Raw genomic sequence first — 14917 nt, 5'->3', positions numbered from 1 at the left:
GCCGAGCCCTCCCGCGATTTGAGCAAAAAACACCCAGTTATCAGTAGCTTGTGCACAAACCACGGGGACGAGGGTGTGGATAACCTTTGGAGACATTCATGCAGGCCACGGACCACGTGGCCTGCAGGACTCTGGTCGTTTTTTGATCAGGCGCGCTTGCGCAAATTCAGCCACGCATCGACGCTGTACAGTGCCAGGCCCGCCCAGATGCACATGAACGCCACCAGGCTGCTGGGTGACAAGTGCTCGTCGAACAGCCATACCGCCTGTATCAGTACCAGGGTAGGCGCCAGGTACTGCAGGAAGCCCAGCGTGGTGTAGGGCAGGTGACGCGCCGCAGCGTTGAAGCACACCAGCGGCACCGGCCCTGCAGCCATCAGCCATAGCGCCTCACGGCTGCTGTAGAACACCGGCTGGGCGCTCATTGCGGTGGGGGTCAACAACAACCACCCCAGCGCCAGCGGAACCAGCATCCAGGTTTCCACCACCAGCCCCGGCAAGGCCGCGACCGGCGCCTGCTTGCGAATAAGCCCGTAGAAGCCGAAGCTCAGCGCCAGTGCCAGCGATACCCACGGCAGGCTGCCAACTTGCCAGACCTGCTGCGCCACGCCGAGCGCAGCCAAGCCCACGGCCAGCCATTGCAGGCGACGCAGGCGCTCACCCAGCAACAGCATGCCCAGCAGCACGTTCACCAGCGGGTTGATGTAGTAGCCGAGGCTGGCTTCGAGCATGCGGCCATTGTTCACCGACCACACATAGGTCAGCCAGTTGCCGGCGATCAGCGCCCCGCTGAGGGCGAGGATGGCCAGTCGGCGCGGGTTTTCGCGCAGCTTGCGCCACCAGTGCGGCGTGCATGCAGAATCCTTGCTTAGGAAGCTAAATAAAGCGACGCCTATTGTAGACAGAGCGCGGCGCGCTTCTAGAACAATTTCAGCGGTTGTTCATCCAGCGCCGCCAGTTGCTCGCGCAGGGCGAGAATCTGGTCGCCCCAGTAACGCGGCTGGCCGAACCAGGGGAAGCTTGGCGGGAACGCCGGGTCGTCCCAGCGCCGTGCCAGCCAGGCGCTGTAGTGCAACTGGCGCAGGGCGCGCAAAGGCTCGATCAAGGCCAGCTCGCGCGGGTCGAAATCATGGAACTCGTTGTAGCCATCGATCAGTTCGGCCAGTTGCCCCGTGCGCTCCTCACGGCTGCCGGCGAGCATCATCCACAGGTCCTGCACGGCCGGGCCCATGCGGCAATCATCGAGGTCGACGACGTGGTAGACCTCATCGCGGTGCATCAGGTTGCCGGGGTGCAGGTCGCCGTGCAGGCGAATGAGCTGGTGCGGCGTGCGGGCGTAGGCGTCTTCGACACGTTTGAGCACATCGCGTGCTACCGACTCGAAGGCGGGCAGCAGGTCCTTGGGGACGAAACCGCCGTCGAGCAGGGTCTTCAGCGAGGCGTGACCGAAGTTGTCCACAGCCAGTGCCTCACGGTGTTCGAACGGGCGTGCCGCGCCCACGGCATGCAGGCGGCCGAGCAACTGGCCGAGGCGATAGAGCTGGTCGAGGTTGCCGGGTTCCGGCGCATGCCCGCCACGGCGGGGGAACAGGGTGAAGCGGAAACCCTGATGCTCGAACAAGGTCTGGCCGTCGTGCTGAAGGGGGGCGACCACCGGCACTTCGCATTCGGCGAGCTCGGCGCTGAAGCGGTGCTCTTCGAGGATCGCTGCGTCGCTCCAGCGGCCTGGACGGTAGAACTTGGCGATCAGCGGCTGGCTGTCCTCGATCCCCACCTGATAGACGCGGTTCTCATAGCTGTTCAGTGCCAGGACGCGGGCGTCGCTGAGAAAACCGAGGCTTTCCACGGCGTCCAGGACCAGGTCGGGGGTGAGGGTGGAGAAGGGGTGCGACATGGAGGCTCCGGGGTGGGCGGCAAGGGTTCATGGTACCAGTGCCGGCCCGATCGCGGGGCATGCCTAGACCGGCACGCCCAGCAGCACCGAGGATGGTTGGAACTGCACCTGTACTTCGCTGCCCGCCTGGATGGCGTGCTGCGCCAACCAGTGCGCTTCGGCAAACGCATGCAGCGTTTGCCCGTTGCTCAGCGCCAGGCGCACTTCATTGGGCTCGTGCCCGTCTGTCACTACTTCTTCGATGATGGCGTCGAGCACATTGCTGCCAGCCTCGGCCTCGTCGCCTGTACCGAGCAACTGCACCCAGCCGGCCTTGAGCAGCGCCACCACCATGGTGCCGAGAGTCAGGTCCAGGCGTTCGGTGCTGTCCGGGGTAATCAGCGCGTGGACCTCCAGCCCGCTGCCCAGGGCCAGGCTCACGCGATCATGCCGGCCTTCGCGGCGCAGCCCGCTGACCTGGCCCTGCAGCTGGTTGCGGGCGCTGGTACGCAGCATCAGGCGCCCGAGCAGGTCGAGGTCGCTGGATTCTTCTGCGGCTTCGAGCAGCTGTGCCTGCAGGTTCTGCAGGCGCTGATACAGGCGCAGCACCCGCTCGCCCTCGGGCGACAGGCGTGCGCCGCCACCCCCGCGGCCGCCCGTGCTGCGCTCGACCAGTGGCTGGCTTGCCAGGTTGTTGAGTTCATCGATGGCATCCCAGGCGGCCTTGTAGCTGATACCGGCGGCCTTGGCGGCGCGGGTGATCGAGCCCTGGTCGGCGATGTGCTGGAGCAAGGCGATGCGCTGGGGGCGACGGGCAATGTGTTGGGTAAGCAGGGCGGGCAGGGACATGATGGCGCCTATCTGGGACTGACCCGTCAAGCTTGCCCCGGTTTTGCCGTACGTGCCAGGCAATACACGTCGACCCTGGCTGCGCCGGCCTGACGCAACAGTCGGGCGATGGCCTGGGCGGTGGCGCCGGTGGTGAGCACATCATCGACCACGGCCACGTGCAGGCCGGCGATCGATACGTCATCGGCCAGGGCGAATGCCTGGCGCAGGTTGCGTCGCCGTGCCCGGGCATCCAGGCTTTGCTGGGCGGGTGTCTCGCGGGTACGTGACAGCAACCGTTCATCGCAGCGGATACCCAGGCCTTTCGACAACCAGCGCCCCAGCATGCCCGCCTGGTTGAAGCCGCGCTCGCGCAGGCGACGCCTGGCCAGTGGCACAGGCAGCAACAGCGCGGGCTTCGCCAGGCCCTCGTGAAAGCGGTGGTGCAAGTTCAGGCTCAGCAGTTCGGCCATCAGGCGCCCCAGGGGCCACTGTCTTTCGTGCTTGAAGCGGCTGATCAGAGTGTCCAGCGGGAAGCCGTAGTGCCAGGGCGCCATGACCTGATCGAAGGCGGGCGGGCGTCGGCTGCATTGACCGCAGATTAGGCCGGCCATCGGCAAGGGCAGCGCGCAGCGCAGGCAATGCTCGTCCAGCCAGGGCAGCTCATGCTCGCAAGCGCTGCACAGCGGGTAGGGTTGTTCGGCCGGTGTGGCGCAGAGCGAACACGCGTGATCAAAATTCGCACACTTGTAAACCAGTGCTTTTAACCAAGGTTGACAGTTCATAGGCCTTCCATGACTATGCCAGCTATCCGTGATGCGCTGGCGGGCACTTGTGCCTCGGCGCCAGCTACAGCCTAAACAAGGAAACGCCGATGAGCGCCAGCACAACTGCAACAACACGTCACGACTGGTCCCTGCCTGAGGTCAAGGCCCTGTTCCAGCAGCCGTTCAACGACTTGCTGTTCCAGGCGCAGACCGTGCATCGCGCGCAGTTCGACCCCAACCGGGTACAGGTTTCGACGCTGCTGTCGATCAAGACCGGCGCCTGCCCGGAAGATTGCAAATATTGTCCGCAGTCCGGCCACTACAACACCGGCCTGGAAAAACAGAAGCTGATGGAAGTGCAGAAGGTGCTGGAAGAAGCCGCTCGGGCCAAGGCCATCGGTTCGACCCGCTTCTGCATGGGGGCTGCCTGGAAGCACCCGTCCGCCAAGGACATGCCCTACGTGCTGGAGATGGTCAAAGGGGTGAAGGCCATGGGCCTGGAAACCTGCATGACCCTCGGCAAGCTCGACCAGGAGCAGACCGTGGCGCTGGCCCAGGCCGGCCTGGACTACTACAACCACAACCTCGATACCTCGCCGGAGTTCTACGGCAGCATCATCACTACCCGCACCTACGGTGAGCGCCTGCAGACCCTGGCCTACGTCCGCGATGCCGGAATGAAGATCTGCTCCGGCGGCATCCTCGGCATGGGCGAATCGCTCGATGACCGCGCCGGCCTGCTGATCCAGCTGGCCAACCTGCCCGAGCACCCGGAATCGGTACCGATCAACATGCTGGTGAAAGTGGCCGGCACGCCACTGGCCGAGGAAGAAGATGTCGACCCGTTCGACTTCATCCGCATGCTGGCGGTCGCGCGCATCCTCATGCCCAAGTCGCACGTGCGCCTGTCCGCCGGCCGCGAGCAGATGAACGAGCAGATGCAGGCCCTGGCCTTCATGGCCGGCGCCAACTCGATCTTCTACGGCGAGAAGCTGCTGACCACCGCCAACCCGCAGGCCGACAAGGACATGCAGCTGTTCGCTCGCCTGGGCATCAAGCCTGAAGCGCGTGAAGAGCATGCCGACGAAGTACACCAGGCCGCCATCGAGCAGGCACTGGTCGAGCAACGCAGCAGCGAGCTGTTCTACAACGCCGCGTCTGCCTGAGATGGCGTTCGATCTGGCGGCGCGCCTGGCCGAACGGCGCGCCGCGGACCTGTATCGGCAGCGGCCGTTGCTGGAGACCCCACAGGGGCCGCAGGTAGTGGTCGACGGCCAGCCGTTGCTGGCCTTCTGCAGCAATGACTACCTCGGCCTTGCCAACCATCCCGAAGTCATTGCCGCCTGGCAGGCTGGCGCCGAGCGCTGGGGTGTCGGTGGCGGGGCCTCGCACCTGGTGATTGGCCACAGTACGCCGCACCATGCCGTCGAAGAAGCGCTGGCCGAATTGACCGGCCGCCCGCGCGCGCTGCTGTTTTCCACCGGTTACATGGCCAACCTCGGTGCCATCACCGCCCTGGTGGGGCAGGGCGACACCGTGCTGCAGGACCGCCTGAACCATGCGTCGCTGCTCGACGGTGGCCTGCTCAGCGGGGCGCGCTTCAGCCGTTACCTGCACAACGATGCGGCCAGTCTGGACAACCGCCTGGACAAAGCCACCGGCAACACCCTGGTGGTTACCGACGGCGTGTTCAGCATGGACGGCGACCTCGCCGACCTGCCGGCGCTGGCCAAGGTCGCCCGCGCCCGTGGCGCCTGGTTGATGGTCGACGATGCTCATGGTTTGGGTACCTTGGGTGCTCAGGGTGGCGGGATCGTCGAGCATTTCGGCCTGGGCATCGATGACGTGCCGGTGTTGATCGGCACCCTGGGCAAGGCCTGCGGCACTTCCGGCGCCTTCGTTGCGGGTAGCGAGGAGCTGATCGAGGCGCTGGTGCAGTTCGCCCGGCCCTACATCTACACCACCAGCCAGCCGCCGGCCCTGGCCTGCGCAACGCTCAAGAGCCTGGAGTTGCTGCGCCGCGAAACCTGGCGGCGTGAGCATCTGGAAGCATTGATCCGGCAGTTCCGCCAAGGCGCCGAACAGATCGGCCTGCAATTGCTCGACAGCCCGACGCCGATCCAGCCGATCCTGATCGGTGACAGCGCCCAGGCCCTGCGCCTGTCGCGCATGCTGCGCGAGCGCGGCCTGCTGGTGACCGCGATTCGCCCACCCACTGTCCCTGCCGGCAGCGCTCGTCTGCGGGTCACCCTGAGCGCCGCGCACAGTGAGGCTCAGGTACAGCTATTGTTGAATGCATTGGCCGAGTGTCATCCACAGCTGGAGGCCGCCGATGCGTAACCGACTGATCCTTCTGCCCGGCTGGGGGCTGGGCATTGCCGCACTGGAGCCCCTGGCCGCGAGCCTGCGGGCGCAGGATGCGCGACTGCAGGTCGAATTGATGCCTCTGCCGGAGCTGGCCGACGCCGATGTCCAGGCGTGGGTCGACCACCTGGACCGCAAGCTGCCAACCGACACCTGGCTCGGCGGCTGGTCGTTAGGCGGCATGCTGGCCAGCGAGCTGGCGCGCAAGCGTGGCGACCATTGCTGCGGTTTGCTGACCCTGGCCAGCAACCCCAGTTTCGTCGCCCGGCCGGGCTGGCCAGGCATGGCCGAAGATACCTTTGGCACCTTTCTCGATGGTTGCCGCAGCCATGCCTCGGTGACCCTCAAGCGCTTTCGCACCTTGTGCAGCGACGGTGCCCAGCAGCCACGCACGCTGTTGCGCCAGCTCGGTGTAGGCGTGCCGGATACCGACCCGCTGTACCTCGCCACGGGGCTCCAGGTGCTGGCGCAGATGGACACCCGCGAAGCGTTGCAGGCCTATGGCGGGCCGCAGCTGCACCTGTTCGCCGGCAGCGATGCGCTGGTGCCGGCGGAAGCGGCCAAGGCCTTGAGCGAGCTGCTGCCCGACATCGAGGTCGGACTGGTCGAAGAGAGTTCCCACGCTTTCCTGCTGGAATATCCACAGGAACTGGCGTCGGGCATCAAGAGTTTCCTGCATGAGAGTGGCGATGACTGATCTATCCCGTCCAACCCTGCCCGGTGCGCTGCCGGACAAGCGCCAGGTGGCGGCCTCGTTCTCCCGCGCGGCGGCCAGCTACGACAGCGTGGCGGCCCTGCAGCGCGCAGTGGGCGTGAGCCTGCTGGAGCAATTGCCGGATGACCTGGCGCCCTCGCGCTGGCTCGACCTGGGCAGTGGCACCGGCTATTTCAGCCGGGTACTGGCCGAGCGCTTCGCGCCTGCCAGCGGGGTGGCGGTGGATATCGCCGAAGGCATGCTGCGCCATGCCCGCGGCGAACAGGGTGGCGCGGCCTATCACGTGGCTGGCGATGCCGAGCGCTTGCCGCTGCGCGATGGCAGTGTCGACCTGGTGTTCACCAGCCTGGCGGTGCAGTGGTGCGGCCAGTTCGCCAGCGTCCTGAACGAGGCGCAACGGGTGTTGCGCCCGGGCGGGGTATTGGCATTCAGCAGCCTGTGCGTCGGCACGCTCGATGAGCTGCGTGCCAGTTGGCAGGCGGTGGACGGCATGGTCCATGTGAACCGCTTCCGCCGTTTCGAGGACTATCAGCGACTGTGCGCGGCCAGTGGTCTGCAGCAGGTCGGCCTGCAGCGCCAGGCGCATGTGCTGTACTACCCGGATGTGCGCAACCTGACCCACGAACTCAAGGCACTGGGCGCCCACAACCTCAACCCGGGGCGGCCTTCCGGCCTGACCGGGCGTGCCCGCATGCAAGGCTTGCTGCAGGCCTACGAGGCGTTTCGCCAGCCCCAGGGGCTGCCAGCCACCTACCAGGTGGTCTATGGTGTGATGCGCAAGCCACGGGCATGAGAGGAGTGACATGAGCCAAGCCTATTTCATCGCCGGCACCGACACCGATGTTGGCAAGACCACCATCGCCGCCGGGCTGCTGCATGCAGCACGGTCGCAGGGCCTGAGCACCCTGGGGGCAAAACCGGTGGCCTCCGGCTGCACCGTCACTGCCAAGGGCTTGCGAAACGCCGATGCCCAGGCGTTGATCGACGAAAGCACGCTGAAGCTCGAGTACGAAATGGTCAACCCGTTTGCCTTCGAGCCTGCCATTGCACCGCACGTGGCTGCGCGCGAGGCCGGCGTGGCACTGGAAGTGTCGGCCCTGCTCAACACCATGCAGTATGTCCTGGATCAGGGGGCGGATTTCACCCTGATCGAAGGCGCGGGCGGCTGGCGGGTACCGCTGTCCGATCATGCCAACCTCTCCGACCTGGCGATCGGCCTGCAGCTGCCGGTGATCCTGGTGGTGGGCGTGCGCCTGGGCTGCATCAACCATGCCCTGCTCAGTGCCGAGGCGATTGCGCGTGATGGGCTGCAATTGGCCGGCTGGGTAGCCAACATCCTCGAGCCGCGGACATCGCGGCTCGAGGAGAACCTTGCCAGCCTGGCTGAACGCCTGCCGGCGCCCTGCCTTGGGCGAGTGCCACGGCTCAAGGTGGCAACGGCAGATGCGGTGGCGGAGCACCTGCAACTGGACTTGCTGGATTAGCGGACATGGCCCTGGTCTATCAGCTAGCACTAGGCCATTAGGGATTTAAACGGGCCTTTTGGGCGATGGCCTGCTTTAATTCAGTCTGTTCCAATCCAGCGTCACCGGAGTACTGACATGGAAATCACCGGCAATTCCGCCTACTACGCGGGCCTCGGCGCCCTCCAGACTGGCCAGAACCGTATCGATCAGGCTGCCGGCCAGATCGCCAACACCACGGTCGAACGCGCCGCCACCAGCCAATCCAGCGACTTTCAGGCCGAACGCCTGAGAGCGGTCGATCGCAGCCAGCAGTTGGCCCTGGGCAAGACCGAAGTCGAGCTGGGCTCGAAGGTCGCCAAGGCGTCAGACGAAATGCTCGGGCGGTTCATCGACACTTACGCCTGATCCAGACAAGGCCGAACACCTCCATGTGGGAGCGGGCTTGTCCCGCGAATGCGGCAGAACAGACATCTCAGGCTGTCTGGGCTGGCACATTCGCGGGACAGGCCCGCTCCCACAGTGGTTTATGGCCGGCATTTGCTGTGGTGGCATAAATACCGTTTTTCGTGACGCAAATGGCACTAGGGTCTTCTTGACAAGCAGCGGAGCTAAACGTTAGTTTCAAACAACTGTTTGACCGAAAGCCACCAAGAGCTGGTCGGTATCAGCGGTCTCCCTACCGAACTCATCACAGAGGTTCATCGCAATGCCTGATTACAAAGCCCCCTTGCGTGATATTCGTTTCGTCCGCGACGAGCTGCTCGGCTACGAGGCGCACTATCAGAGCCTGCCGGGTTGCCAGGACGCAACGCCAGACATGGTCGATGCGATCCTTGAAGAAGGCGCGAAGTTCTGTGAGCAGGTGCTGGCCCCGCTGAACCGCGTTGGTGACCTGGAAGGCTGCACCTGGAGCGAATCCGGTGTGAAGACGCCGACCGGCTTCAAGCAAGCCTACGAGCAGTTCGTCGAAGGCGGCTGGCCGAGCCTGGCGCACGACGTCGCCCACGGTGGTCAGGGCTTGCCTGAGTCGCTGGGCCTGGCCCTGAGCGAAATGGTCGGCGGCGCCAACTGGTCGTGGGGCATGTACCCGGGCCTGTCCCATGGTGCGATGAACACCATTTCGGCCCACGGCACCGAAGAGCAGCAGCACACTTACCTGACCAAGCTGGTTTCCGGCGAATGGACCGGTACCATGTGCCTGACCGAGCCGCATTGCGGCACCGACCTGGGCATGCTGCGCACCAAGGCCGAGCCGCAAGCCGATGGCTCGTACAAGGTCAGCGGTACCAAGATCTTCATTTCCGCCGGTGAGCACGACATGGCCGATAACATCGTCCACATCGTCCTGGCCCGCCTGCCCGATGCCCCGGCCGGCACCAAAGGCATCTCGCTGTTCATCGTGCCGAAGTTCCTGCCCAATGCCGAAGGCGGCGTGGGCGAGCGCAACGGCGTGAGCTGCGGTTCCCTCGAACACAAGATGGGCATCCACGGCAACGCCACCTGCGTGATGAACTTCGACGGCGCCACCGGCTACCTGATCGGCCCGGCCAACAAGGGCCTGAACTGCATGTTCACCTTCATGAACACTGCACGCCTGGGTACCGCGCTGCAGGGCCTGGCACACGCCGAGGTGGCCTTCCAGGGTGGCCTGAAATACGCCCGTGATCGCCTGCAGATGCGCTCCCTGACCGGCCCGAAAGCTCCGGACAAGGCGGCCGACCCGATCATCGTCCACCCGGACGTGCGTCGCATGCTGCTGACCATGAAAGCCTTCGCCGAAGGCAACCGTGCGATGGTGTACTTCACCGCCAAGCAGGTAGACATCGTCAAGTACAGCCAGGATGAGGAAGAGCGCAAGAAGGCCGACGCCCTGCTGGCCTTCCTGACCCCGATCGCCAAGGCCTTCATGACTGAAGTCGGCTTCGAGGCCGCCAACCATGGCGTACAGATCTACGGTGGCCACGGCTTCATCGCCGAGTGGGGCATGGAGCAGAACGTGCGCGACAGCCGTATCTCCATGCTGTACGAAGGCACCACCGGCATCCAGGCACTCGACCTGCTCGGCCGCAAGGTACTGATGACCCAGGGCGAAGCGCTCAAGGGCTTCACCAAGATCGTGCACAAGTTCTGCCAGGCGCAGGAAGGCGTCGATGCGCTCAAGGAGTTCGTCGGGCCGCTCGCCGCGCTGAACAAGGAGTGGGGCGAGCTGACCATGAAGGTTGGCATGGCGGCGATGAAAGACCGCGAGGAAGTGGGCGCCGCTTCGGTGGATTACCTGATGTATTCCGGTTACGCGTGCCTGGCCTACTTCTGGGCCGACATTGCCCGCCTGGCGGCCGAGAAACTGGCAGCCGGCACCAGCGAGGAGGCGTTCTACACCGCCAAGCTGCAGACCGCGCGCTTCTACTTCCAGCGCATCCTGCCGCGTACCCGTACTCACGTGGCCACCATGTTGTCAGGCGCCAACAACCTGATGGACATGAAGGAAGAAGACTTCTCGCTGGGTTATTAAACCTGAGTGAAGGACTCAACAAACGCCGCTCCTCGTGAGTGGCGTTTTTTTTTGGCATTCAAATAAGGTAGTTCGATCAGCAAGTGAAAATACAATGGCCGTGTAACTTGCGCTTACGTGCAATTTTGTTAGCTGACGCGACTTCAGGCTTCTGCCTGAATCCAAATAATTACTGCTGCTCAGTTTGAGTTAGCAAATACATTGCCAGTTTCCAAGATGCTCATTTTGCCGACGAATCCAGGCGTTGGGCGAACAGGGAAAGCAAGGTGTTCGGGGAATGGCACCCAATAGTGGTGGGGAACTAACACCGAAATTGAGGAAGCGCGCGGGTCAGAATTTATCGTCATGAATCTCTGAATGAGTCGGTATAAAAAAATACTGATTTTTTCCAGCTGAAATACTTTGTTACAGCTATGTTGGCATTAAGCGCACTGCGATGCGTGAACGATCGGTTTTAAAAATAACCTGAGCCAAGAGATTACCTTGCCAGCGAGGCCTCGCGCTGCCCGAACAACTTTGAGTTGAAGTGGCTGAAGCTGCGAGCTGCAAGATGGATAGCAGATGAGTTCATCTCGACACAGGCAAAAAACGGAGCTGGCTACTCCGTGCTGAATCGGGAAGTTCATCATGGTCGAATATCTGAGAGCGTTGCGAATCCCCCGCCTGACCTGTGCGACAGCGATGACCCTCGCCGCTGTCGGCCTGCCGTTCATGAGCGCTCGGGCCGCTGACCCGGCCGAAGCCGCTGCGCAAGCGCCGGAAGTGCCCAGCCTGAGTTCACTGCGTGGCATGCTCCCGCCGGACCCTTCAGGTACCGAGGATGGCCGCAAGGTCGATCTGATGTCCGACTATGTGATCAATCGTGTGGCAGCCATCACGTTGGGCAAGGCCTTGTTCTGGGACATGGCGGTCGGCAGTGACGGCGCCACCGCCTGCGCGTCCTGCCATTACCACGCCGGTGTCGATCACCGGGTCACCAACCAGATCAACCCTGGCCAGGCCAATACCAATGCGAACGTTGCATCGATCTTCAACAAGCCGTTCACGGCCGCCGATATTCCTGGCGACGTGCCCAGTTACACCACCCTCTCCGGTGGCAAGGGCGGCCCGAACTACACATTGAAAAAAGGCGATTTTCCGACCCACGTGCTGGCCAATCCTCTGGATCGCAACTCGATGATCGTCTATTCCACGGATGACGTCATCGGCTCACAAGGCGTGATCGAGGCCAACTTCGTCAAACCCAGGCAATCGCGCTTCGACCAATGCACACGGCAGCCTGACGGGATTTTCCAGGTGGGCGGTATCAACGTGCGGCGCAGCACCGGGCGCAATGCGCCGTCGGTCATCAATGCGGCATTCAACGTCCGCAACTTCTGGGATGGTCGGGCCAACAATGTGTTCAACGGCTTCTCGCCGTTCGGTAATCGCGACCCTGACGCAGCCATCTTCGTGACCAAGGATCGCAGTGGCGTGGCAGTCAAGGCACGACTGGCCCTCAAGGATGCCTCGGCGGCCTCGCAAGCCGTGGGGCCTCCCGGCAGCGCGGTGGAAATGTCCTGTGGCGGGCGCACCTTCGCTGACATCGGCCGGCGTCTGCTCGACAGCATGATGCTCAAGGGGCAAAAGATCTCGCCCACCGATTCGGTGCTCGGGCCTGTCTCCAGTGCCCGCCGGCCGACCTACCGCGAACTGATCAAAGACGCATTCCAGCCACGCCTGTGGAATGCCACGCAACAGGTGTCGCTGGGCGGCCAGCCCTACAGCCAGATGGAGGCGAACTTCTCGCTGTTCTTCGGGCTGGCGATTCAGATGTACGAGGCCACGCTGATCTCCGACCAGGCACCGCTGGATGCCTATCTGCAGGGCGACCACAGCGCGATGAACGCTCAGCAGGTGAGAGGCATGGAGCTGTTCCTGGGCAAGGGCAAGTGTGTGGCCTGCCATGGTGGCGCGGAGTTGACCAACGCGGCCAGTCGGCTGCTGTTCGAGCCGCGTGAGCGCATCGAACGCATGGTCATGGCGGATGGCCTGACCACGCTGTACGACAACGGTTTCTACAACACCGGTGTGCGCCCGACCGCCGAAGACCTGGCGCTGGGCGCTGCGGACCCCTGGGGCCATCCATTGTCCTTCACCCGTCAGTACAACACCCTGCTGCAAGGCGGGAATATCCCTGACCCACTGGATGTCGATGTCTGCACCTTCGAGGCGCCGCTGAGCGCCGCAGTCCCTTGCGACCCGACGCAAAAGCCCAGTGTCGGTTTCCGCGACTCGGTCGATGGCGCCTTCAAGACCCCGACGCTGCGTAACATTGCATTGACCGGTCCGTACTTCCACAACGGCAGCCGGGCAACGCTGCAACAGGTCATGGAGTTCTACAACCGCGGCGGCGATCGCCGTGGCGAAGACGCCAGCAACACCAGCGGTTTCGAACACCCGGCCGTCAATCAGCACAACGGCTCCAACCTTGACCCGGACATGACCGCGCTGAACCTGACCGCAGATGAAGTGGATGCACTGGTCAAGTTCATGGAGGTCGGCTTGCTCGATCCGCGCGTGGCGTGGGAACGGGCTCCGTTCGATCACCCCTCGCTGATGCTGCCACAGGGTGAGAAGGGCGATGAGAACGCCGTCGCGCAAGGCGCGTCGACCACCTCTCGGCCAGCGCAGGACGCCATTTTCCAACTCAATGCCGTGGGGGCCCAAGGTCGCTCCGCTTTGCAGGGGCCGCTGCTGCCGTTCAATAACGACTTGTAACAATCTCTCCTTTTGCATCACTGGCGTGTGATGGAAACCCGTCTGCCCACAGCGGCAGGCGGGTTTCAGCTGGCTGGGTCGCTGCGCGAGCCCCGGGAGCCAGTGACAGGAAAAGCTCAAGCCTTGCGCCCCTGCTGCCGTTAATCACCTTTGTCCTCATCTATTCAAGTGCGCTGCCGATGAAGTAGGGGCACAATGCCATTATTGATCTGCCGGGTCGGAGATTACCCTTGTTTCGTCCAAACGCTGTACGCGTGAGCCACTTTCTGCCTTCGTTGTTTCTGTTGCTGGCAGGGCTTGCGGCGGCTTATGTAAGAGACCTCAGCGTCTTCTTCACTTCACTGTTCAATGTACTGCCCACGCTGGTGCTGTTGCTGGGCGGTGCTTATTGCGCCGTATACCGTCGTCAGCGCGAGCTGTTTCTGATGGTCACGGTGTACATCGCCTATTTCCTGCTCGACACCCAGACCGACTACTACCGCGACAACGCGCATGTGCGTGAAGACGCCGCGGTGATCTTCCACCTGGTCTGCCTGCTGCTACCGGCATTGTTCGGCCTGTTCGGCGCCTGGCAGGAACGCACCCACCTCGCCCAGGACTTGCTGGCCCGCTTTGCCGTGCTGTTCGCCGTCGGCAGCGTCGCGGTGGCCTTGGAGCAGAGTTTCCCAGAGGCGTTGCTGACCTGGTTGGCGGAAATCCGCTGGCCAGCGCTGCATGGCCAGTGGATGAGCCTGATCCAGATGGTCTACCCACTGTTCATCGGTGTCTTCATCCTGCTGGTGGTGCAGTATCTGCGCGAGCCGAGGCCCTTGCACGCGGCGCAGCTGATCGGCCTGGTGGGTATCTTCTGGATGCTGCCCAAGACCTTCATCCTGCCGTTTACCCTGAACATCATGTGCAGTCAGGTGATGCTCATGATCGCTGCCGCGGTCTCCCACGAGGCTTACCAGATGGCCTTCCGTGACGAGCTGACCGGTCTGCCGGGGCGCCGCGCCCTGAACGAGCGCATGCAGCGGCTGGGGCGTAGCTACGTGATCGCCATGACCGACGTCGACCACTTCAAGAAATTCAACGACACCCACGGTCACGACGTGGGCGACCAGGTGCTGCGCCTGGTCGCCAGCCGCTTGTCGAAAGTCACCGGCGGTGGCCGAGCCTATCGTTACGGTGGCGAGGAGTTTGCCCTGGTGTTCGCGGGCAAGACCGCGGAGGAGTGCGTGCCGCATGTCGAGGCGGTGCGCGAGATGATCGCCAATTACGTCATGCAGTTGCGCGACCAGAACAACCGCCCGCAGGACGACTCGACGGGGCGTCAACGCCGCGGTGGCAACGGCGCTGGCACGGTGTCGGTCACCATCAGCATCGGCGTGGCGGAGCGCCAGGCCGATCACCGCAACCCGGAGGAAGTGCTCAAGTCCGCCGACCAGGCGCTCTACAATGCCAAGGGTGCCGGACGTAACTGTGTCATGGTCCATGGGCAACAATCGCAGCGTGGAGCGGTCCGCACCGCGTGACCGAGCATGACTTATTGGTCGCTTGATGACCCTATGTCTCTAAAAAGTTGTTCGGTTACACTCGGATTCAACCCCGAGCCGCGGCCCCTTCCGGACCGCCCCCGACCCCGACCAAGCC

General features: G+C 63.6%; 13 protein-coding genes. 9 read left to right on the top strand and 4 right to left on the bottom strand.

What is annotated here, in order from left to right; translation table 11 throughout:
* Nucleotides 1-146: 146 nt before the first annotated feature.
* The 4 genes from rarD to PPL01S_RS12220 all read right to left on the bottom strand — a co-directional run bounded on the left by rarD (nucleotide 147) and on the right by PPL01S_RS12220 (nucleotide 3486).
* Entirely contained in the window at nucleotides 147-905 is a 759-nt protein-coding gene (gene rarD, locus PPL01S_RS12235) for an EamA family transporter RarD (RefSeq protein ID WP_042155978.1), read from the bottom strand.
* A 14-nt stretch (nucleotides 906-919) separates the two neighbouring features.
* Nucleotides 920-1894: a serine/threonine protein kinase gene (locus PPL01S_RS12230; protein ID WP_016393261.1), complete on the bottom strand. Its 975-nt coding sequence runs from the start codon at nucleotides 1892-1894 to the stop codon at nucleotides 920-922.
* 63 nt (nucleotides 1895-1957) lie between these two features.
* On the bottom strand, nucleotides 1958-2722 hold the full coding sequence (locus PPL01S_RS12225) for a TOBE domain-containing protein (protein ID WP_028625714.1): 765 nt from the start codon (nucleotides 2720-2722) through the stop codon (nucleotides 1958-1960).
* A gap of 26 nt (nucleotides 2723-2748) precedes the next feature.
* Entirely contained in the window at nucleotides 2749-3486 is a 738-nt protein-coding gene (locus PPL01S_RS12220) for a ComFC family protein (protein ID WP_016393259.1), read from the bottom strand.
* A gap of 89 nt (nucleotides 3487-3575) precedes the next feature.
* On the opposite strand from PPL01S_RS12220, the gene bioB reads away from it, so the two are divergent.
* From bioB to PPL01S_RS12175, 9 genes are all read left to right on the top strand, one after another.
* Entirely contained in the window at nucleotides 3576-4634 is a 1059-nt protein-coding gene (bioB, locus tag PPL01S_RS12215) for a biotin synthase BioB (RefSeq protein WP_028625713.1), read from the top strand.
* A 1-nt stretch (nucleotide 4635) separates the two neighbouring features.
* Complete coding sequence (gene bioF / locus PPL01S_RS12210) at nucleotides 4636-5808, top strand: 8-amino-7-oxononanoate synthase (RefSeq protein ID WP_016393257.1); 1173 nt, start codon at nucleotides 4636-4638, stop codon at nucleotides 5806-5808.
* Nucleotides 5801-6529: an alpha/beta fold hydrolase gene (locus PPL01S_RS12205; RefSeq protein ID WP_016393256.1), complete on the top strand. Its 729-nt coding sequence runs from the start codon at nucleotides 5801-5803 to the stop codon at nucleotides 6527-6529. The genes bioF and PPL01S_RS12205 overlap by 8 nt, the downstream gene beginning before the upstream one ends.
* Nucleotides 6522-7340 carry a malonyl-ACP O-methyltransferase BioC gene (gene bioC, locus PPL01S_RS12200; protein ID WP_028625712.1) on the top strand — a complete coding sequence of 273 codons (819 nt, stop codon included), beginning with the start codon at nucleotides 6522-6524 and terminating at the stop codon, nucleotides 7338-7340. Before PPL01S_RS12205 ends, bioC begins: the two co-directional genes overlap by 8 nt.
* Before the next feature lie 10 nt (nucleotides 7341-7350).
* Entirely contained in the window at nucleotides 7351-8031 is a 681-nt protein-coding gene (gene bioD, locus PPL01S_RS12195; protein ID WP_028625711.1) for a dethiobiotin synthase, read from the top strand.
* Between the two features lie 117 nt (nucleotides 8032-8148).
* The gene (locus tag PPL01S_RS12190) at nucleotides 8149-8418 is read left to right on the top strand and encodes a hypothetical protein (RefSeq protein ID WP_016393253.1); all 270 of its coding nucleotides are present in this window, start codon (nucleotides 8149-8151) and stop codon (nucleotides 8416-8418) included.
* A 301-nt stretch (nucleotides 8419-8719) separates the two neighbouring features.
* Nucleotides 8720-10525: a phenylacyl-CoA dehydrogenase gene (locus tag PPL01S_RS12185; protein ID WP_016393252.1), complete on the top strand. Its 1806-nt coding sequence runs from the start codon at nucleotides 8720-8722 to the stop codon at nucleotides 10523-10525.
* Between the two features lie 627 nt (nucleotides 10526-11152).
* Complete coding sequence (locus PPL01S_RS12180; RefSeq protein ID WP_028625710.1) at nucleotides 11153-13285, top strand: cytochrome-c peroxidase; 2133 nt, start codon at nucleotides 11153-11155, stop codon at nucleotides 13283-13285.
* Between the two features lie 230 nt (nucleotides 13286-13515).
* Nucleotides 13516-14799 carry a GGDEF domain-containing protein gene (locus tag PPL01S_RS12175; RefSeq protein WP_028625709.1) on the top strand — a complete coding sequence of 428 codons (1284 nt, stop codon included), beginning with the start codon at nucleotides 13516-13518 and terminating at the stop codon, nucleotides 14797-14799.
* The last annotated feature ends 118 nt before the right edge of the window (nucleotides 14800-14917 follow it).

This window comes from Pseudomonas plecoglossicida NBRC 103162 = DSM 15088 (assembly GCF_000730665.1).
GTDB lineage: Bacteria > Pseudomonadota > Gammaproteobacteria > Pseudomonadales > Pseudomonadaceae > Aquipseudomonas > Aquipseudomonas plecoglossicida.
Note: the sequence above shows the minus strand (reverse complement) of the source record. Positions and strands in the feature narration are given on the sequence as shown.

Coding starts and splice junctions, on each gene's coding strand:
- bioC (WP_028625712.1), top strand. CDS start 6,522: ATGACTGATCTATCCCGTCCAACCCTGCCCGGTGCGCTGCCGGACAAG.
- PPL01S_RS12230 (WP_016393261.1), bottom strand. CDS start 1,894: ATGTCGCACCCCTTCTCCACCCTCACCCCCGACCTGGTCCTGGACGCC.
- bioD (WP_028625711.1), top strand. CDS start 7,351: ATGAGCCAAGCCTATTTCATCGCCGGCACCGACACCGATGTTGGCAAG.
- PPL01S_RS12205 (WP_016393256.1), top strand. CDS start 5,801: ATGCGTAACCGACTGATCCTTCTGCCCGGCTGGGGGCTGGGCATTGCC.
- PPL01S_RS12225 (WP_028625714.1), bottom strand. CDS start 2,722: ATGTCCCTGCCCGCCCTGCTTACCCAACACATTGCCCGTCGCCCCCAG.
- bioB (WP_028625713.1), top strand. CDS start 3,576: ATGAGCGCCAGCACAACTGCAACAACACGTCACGACTGGTCCCTGCCT.
- PPL01S_RS12185 (WP_016393252.1), top strand. CDS start 8,720: ATGCCTGATTACAAAGCCCCCTTGCGTGATATTCGTTTCGTCCGCGAC.
- bioF (WP_016393257.1), top strand. CDS start 4,636: ATGGCGTTCGATCTGGCGGCGCGCCTGGCCGAACGGCGCGCCGCGGAC.
- PPL01S_RS12220 (WP_016393259.1), bottom strand. CDS start 3,486: ATGAACTGTCAACCTTGGTTAAAAGCACTGGTTTACAAGTGTGCGAAT.
- PPL01S_RS12190 (WP_016393253.1), top strand. CDS start 8,149: ATGGAAATCACCGGCAATTCCGCCTACTACGCGGGCCTCGGCGCCCTC.
- PPL01S_RS12180 (WP_028625710.1), top strand. CDS start 11,153: ATGGTCGAATATCTGAGAGCGTTGCGAATCCCCCGCCTGACCTGTGCG.